Consider the following 5283-nt stretch of genomic DNA (forward strand, 5'->3'; position numbering starts at 1 on the left):
GGGGTGGGGGGGGGGGGGGGGGTGGGGGGGGGGAGGGAAAAAGAACGGGTTTTTGTTTTTTTCCCCCAAAAAAGGAAACCCCCCCCCCAACGGCCCACAGACGGCCCAGGGGAGCGGAAACCCGCTCTGACCTGGGGCGATATCACACGTCGAAGTAGAGCTCGAACTCGTGCGGGTGCGGACGCAGCTGGAGCGGCGCGATCTCGTTCGTCCGCTTGAAGTCGATCCACGTCTCGATCAGGTCCGGCGTGAAGACGTCGCCCTGGAGGAGGAACTCGTGGTCGGCCTCGAGCGAGTCGAGGACGGCCGGGAGCGAGGTCGGGACCTGGGCCACGTTGGCGTGCTCCTCGGGAGCCAGCTCGTAGAGGTCCTTGTCGATCGGCTCGGCCGGCTCGATCTTGTTCTTGATGCCGTCGAGGCCCGCGAGCAGCAGGGCCGAGAAGGCCAGGTACGGGTTGCCGGAGGAGTCGGGCGCGCGGAACTCGACGCGCTTGGCCTTCGGGTTGGAGCCCGTGATCGGGATACGCATCGCGGCGGAGCGGTTGCGCTGCGAGTACACCAGGTTGATCGGGGCCTCGAAGCCCGGGACCAGACGGTGGTAGGAGTTCACCGTCGGGTTGGTGAAGGCCAGCAGCGACGGGGCGTGCTTGAGGATGCCGCCGATGTAGTAGCGGGCGGTGTCCGACAGGCCCGCGTAGCCGGCCTCGTCGTAGAAGAGCGGGGAGCCGCCGGACCACAGGGACTGGTGGACGTGCATGCCCGAGCCGTTGTCACCGAAGATCGGCTTCGGCATGAAGGTCGCGGTCTTGCCGTTGCGCCAGGCGACGTTCTTCACGATGTACTTGAAGAGCTGAAGGTCGTCGGCGGCGGCGAGCAGCGTGTTGAACTTGTAGTTGATCTCGGCCTGGCCGGCGGTGCCCACCTCGTGGTGCTGGCGCTCGACCTGGAGGCCGGAGTTGGCCAGCTCCAGGGAGATCTCGGCACGCAGGTCGGCGAAGTGGTCGACCGGCGGGGTCGGGAAGTAGCCGCCCTTGTAACGGACCTTGTAGCCGCGGTTGTTCTCCACCGCGCCGGTGTTCCAGGCGCCGGCCTCGGAGTCGATGTGGTAGAAGGACTCGTTCGCGCCGGTCGCGAAGCGCACGGAGTCGAAGACGTAGAACTCGGCCTCGGGACCGAAGTACGCGGTGTCCGCGATACCGGTCGACGCGAGGTAGGCCTCCGCCTTCTTCGCCACGTTGCGCGGGTCACGGGAGTACTGCTCACCCGTGATCGGGTCGTGGATGAAGAAGTTGATGTTGACCGTCTTGTCGCGGCGGAACGGGTCCACACGCGCGGTCGACAGGTCGGCACGCAGCGCCATGTCGGACTCGTGGATGGCCTGGAAGCCGCGGATGGAGGAGCCGTCGAAGGCCAGTTCCTCGTCCGGGTCGAAGGCCTCCGCCGGCAGCGTGAAGTGCTGCATGACGCCCGGCAGATCGCAGAACCGGACGTCGATGAACTTGACGTCCTCGTCCGCGATGAACTTCTTGGCCTCGTCGGCGTTCTGGAACATCCAGCTCCTCCTACTCCCGACCGTCCGACCGGGGTGGTAGTTCGTTCGTGCGGCCAGTGCGGTGGCACACGCTGTCTTCGACCCTAGGGACGGGTGATTTCTCGGGCGTGACCCATTTGTTTCGCACACGTTAACCGGACATCCCGTACCTCACCCCACCTGTCCACATCGCAAAACGGGCGCAGTACGGTGGTCCGGTGGACAAGAGGCAAGCAATCGGATCCTGGCTCTCGGGCCCCCGCGCGGCCGCCGAGGACGCGGGTGTCGACTTCGGATACCGGGGTCGGCAACTCGGCCTTCCGGAGGACGGACCGGGCTCCATCGCCCGCCCGGGACGACGGCTCGGAGCACTGGCGGTCGACTGGGGTATCTGCCTCTTGATCGCATACGGTCTCATCACCGACGGCTACGGCCAGGCGACCGGCAACTGGGCCCTGCTCCTGTTCTTCCTGATGAGCGCCCTGACCGTCGGCACCGTCGGCTTCACTCCGGGTAAGCGCCTCTTCGGTCTCCGCGTGGTCACCCTGGAGACCGGCACGGTCAACCCGCTGCGCGCCCTGCTGCGCTCGGCCCTGCTGTGCGTCGCCGTCCCGGCCCTGATCTGGGACCGCGACGGCCGGGGCCTGCACGACCGGCTGGCCCGCACGGTCGAGGTCCGGATCTGACAGCGGCTCTTCGCATACGACGAAGGGGGCGCCCGGATCACTCCGGGCGCCCCCTTCTTGTAGGGAGGAGATCAACGGGCCTTCGGCCCGCCCTTCGGCAGCTTCATGCCCTTGGGCATCGGGCCCTTCGGTCCAGTTCTCCCGTGTTGCTTATCCGTTCACTCTGTCTGTAACCGTCTGACCTGCAAAGAAGCAGCAACGTGGCCCTGACCTGGGTAAACAACCTGGTCAGGGCCTTGCTGTTGTGCACCGTTGGTGCCCCTCGGATGTAGGTTCTGACTGGCTACTCTCCGGAGTCTGGGGAGCCTGTTCGGGCAGTGAGATGCCCCATCGTGATCTACACGATGGGGCACTCTGCATCGGTACACGCTGCGGATGGCGGTCAGATGGCACCAAGTTCTCGGGCCTTGACGCTCGCTACGAAGGACGAGAACGCATCGGCAGGGAGGCTCAGAACCGGGCCGTTCGGGTTCTTGGAGTCACGCACGGGGACCAGGCCGCGCGAGGCGGCGAAGTTGGCGGCGACTTCGACGCAATCGCCGCCGTTGCTGCTGTACGAGGACTTGAACCAGCGGGGGGACTCGGTCGTCACGGGATGCCCTTTCGCAACTTCTCAATCATGGCCACAGACGTCGCCTGCGACAACGCTTCGGCCTGCAACTGATGGTATGCCGTCATCATGGGGAACACGGCGGTGCCTTCGCGTTCCAGGTGCCCCCGTGCCTGTGACTCGGCATACGCCACAACGGATCGGTCGGCCAGAGTAAGGAGGTTCACCGGCAGGTTGAACGGTCGCCTTGCTCCTATGTCAAAGGGTGCCACTTGCAGCACCCAGTTAGGGAGGGAAGCAACTTCGACCAGGCGCCGAAGCTGGCCTTCCCTGACCTCGGCACTACCGACTCCATGACGGAGACAGCTCTCATCCATCACTACAAGCACCATGGGCGGCCGGGGCCGCACCAGTGCGGCTTGCCTCTCTGCAAGAAAGGAGACGCGCTCCTCAGCTTGTTCGGGAGTGATGGCCCCACGTTGCACGTCACCATCCGCCACCGTCCGTGCGTACTCCGGTGTCTGCAACAGACCAGGGACCAGCCCGATCTGAAACAGCCGGATCTCCACTGCCCGGCCCTCGTACCCGACGTACTCCGGGAAGCCTTCCAACAGGCTGCCGTGTTTGATCTCGCGGTATTCCCGCTCAAATGAGTCTGCTGTGCCCTCGATGCCGAAGGCGCGGTCTGCGCTACGCGAGAAACGGAGGGTTGGAGATTTCCGACCGTTCTCGACGGCTGAGACATGCACGCTGGAGTAATCCGTGTGTCCAGCAAGGTCTTCCTGCCTCCAGCCGCGTGCTTCTCGCAGGGCCCGCAAACGCGCTCCGTAAGCTGCCTGGGGCGAGGCGTCCGGGTTCAACTCGTTGCGATTCAAGGCCTGTTCATGAACCTTCCGTGTGCTTCCAGTAGGTTGATTGGTTCCCCGGCGGGGGTGCGCTGAACCCGCTTGGTAGTGGTGGCACTACGGACAGGCGTGACCGTGTCCGGCCAATGCCCTGGGTGAGCGTTCGCCGGCGCTTTGCTGGGGTCCAGATCGGTACCCCTCGACGAGGGAAAGGCGCTGCTCGCGTGCGTGGTGACCTCACGCGCGCACGGACATGGGCCACGACGAGACCCGCATTCGCGCGTGAGGTTGCCACGCCTGGGCGGGGTCCAGGGGCGCGCTATAGCGTCCCTGGTACCACCGGCCTAAATGGGGTCGTCACGGTGCTGTAAGCCTCGGGGGCGGCGTTGCCTTCCTGCGTGAACGATCCGCATGGGCGAGTGGAATGGGCACTCGTGCCGGAGGAGTGTGGGCCTCGTCGGTCGTGCGGCTTACCTTCCCGGTGAATGGCAGAGCGGACGACAGAAGCTCTCGCGCGACGATTCGGCGGAGGGCTTCTGTGCTTGGTCGGGTGCGGGTCGGGTGTGCCGGGCGGCTGGCCGTCCGGACGGGACCGGCCGAAGGCCGCACGCCCGGCCGAGGCGGCCAGAGCTGCCCGGCGCGCGCGAAGCGCGCGCCCTTGAAGCAAGTAAAGAGAAGTTACTCCGATTGGGATCGGCGCCGGATGGTGCGCTGGGCGGCTGCCTCTGTCGGAGTCACGGGATGGGTGAGCTGGCATGTGGCGGCAGGGGCCTTCGGCTCCTCCCATGGCTGCGGGTGGCCATGGTCGACGTCGGCGGTCCTGCGGTAGGTGATCAGCAGGGGGCTTGCGGCGCGGTTCGGCGACGGCGCTCTATGTGGCGGTGCCAGGTCAACCACTCATGCGGATAAGTGGTTGACCTGTGCCCCGGTCGCGAGCGATGCTGACCCAATCGCTTATCCGGATGAGTTTCCGGGGATTGGGAGGCGAAGTGTTGTTGATGGGGCTGAAGCGGGTCGGGTTCCTGGTTGCGCGGCGAACGCGAACCGGCGGTGGAGCGAAGTTGCTGAACGGGGGGTGGAACCGTGAGCGACCTTGAGGATCAGGCTTCTGTCTCGCCCTCGATCTCCGAAGTCGACTCGGGCGGCAGCTCGGTCACGTGGGTTGCGGTCGAAGGTGCTGGGTCCTTGGAGGCCCACCGCCGCATGCTCGAACTCTTGTTCTCCCCCTGGCTGGAGAGCTGACGTATGATCAGGCGATCCACATGAGTGGACCCCCCGGGAGGGCCTGAGAAACGCTCCTGGGGGGTCCTGCCAGTCACGGGAGGACTGACATGGGTAAGTCTGTCATGTCTGCAATCGACATTGCGGCTCGGGCCATCGCAGGCAAGTGTCTCCGCGCGGTTGACTATCTGCGCGTATCAACCGAAGACCAGACAAAGGGCTACGGCATTGCCTACACGGGCAAGCGAACTGCTGCCCATATCACTCGTAAGCAGTGGGACCACGTCGGCACCTTCAAAGACGAAGGCGAGTCGGGCACCCTTCCGTGGGAGCAGCGCGAGGGCGCAACCAAGATCGGTTGCGTCCAGAGAAGTGGTGTACGGGTTCGACCTGATCCGGGGGTTTGCTCCGGCATCGGGATGGTGCCCGCATAGTTGAACGGCCACCGGC

Annotated in this window: 5 protein-coding genes; 2 read left to right on the top strand and 3 right to left on the bottom strand. The window is 65.4% G+C overall.

Annotation, left to right across the window (positions count from 1 at the left end):
* Positions 1-142 precede the first annotated feature (142 nt).
* A complete protein-coding gene (gene glnA / locus ACFU95_RS49135; protein WP_383843832.1) occupies positions 143-1552 on the bottom strand; it encodes a type I glutamate--ammonia ligase in 1410 nt (469 codons plus the stop codon).
* A gap of 197 nt (positions 1553-1749) precedes the next feature.
* Between glnA and ACFU95_RS49140 the strand changes: the two genes are divergently transcribed.
* A complete protein-coding gene (locus tag ACFU95_RS49140; protein WP_383843835.1) occupies positions 1750-2217 on the top strand; it encodes an RDD family protein in 468 nt (155 codons plus the stop codon).
* A 382-nt stretch (positions 2218-2599) separates the two neighbouring features.
* On the opposite strand, the gene ACFU95_RS49145 is transcribed toward ACFU95_RS49140, so the two are convergent.
* On the bottom strand, positions 2600-2809 hold the full coding sequence (locus ACFU95_RS49145) for a DUF397 domain-containing protein (protein WP_383843838.1): 210 nt from the start codon (positions 2807-2809) through the stop codon (positions 2600-2602).
* The gene (locus tag ACFU95_RS49150) at positions 2806-3642 is read right to left on the bottom strand and encodes a Scr1 family TA system antitoxin-like transcriptional regulator (protein WP_383843841.1); all 837 of its coding nucleotides are present in this window, start codon (positions 3640-3642) and stop codon (positions 2806-2808) included. The genes ACFU95_RS49145 and ACFU95_RS49150 overlap by 4 nt, the downstream gene beginning before the upstream one ends.
* A 1301-nt stretch (positions 3643-4943) precedes the next feature.
* On the opposite strand from ACFU95_RS49150, the gene ACFU95_RS49155 reads away from it, so the two are divergent.
* Positions 4944-5267, top strand: a complete 324-nt coding sequence (locus ACFU95_RS49155; RefSeq protein ID WP_383843843.1) for a recombinase family protein — start codon at positions 4944-4946, stop codon at positions 5265-5267.
* Positions 5268-5283 lie beyond the last annotated feature (16 nt).

Source organism: Streptomyces sp. NPDC057623 (genome assembly GCF_042800355.1).
Taxonomy (GTDB): Bacteria; Actinomycetota; Actinomycetes; order Streptomycetales; family Streptomycetaceae; genus Streptomyces.

Coding starts and splice junctions, on each gene's coding strand:
- glnA (WP_383843832.1), bottom strand. CDS start 1,552: ATGTTCCAGAACGCCGACGAGGCCAAGAAGTTCATCGCGGACGAGGAC.
- ACFU95_RS49155 (WP_383843843.1), top strand. CDS start 4,944: ATGGGTAAGTCTGTCATGTCTGCAATCGACATTGCGGCTCGGGCCATC.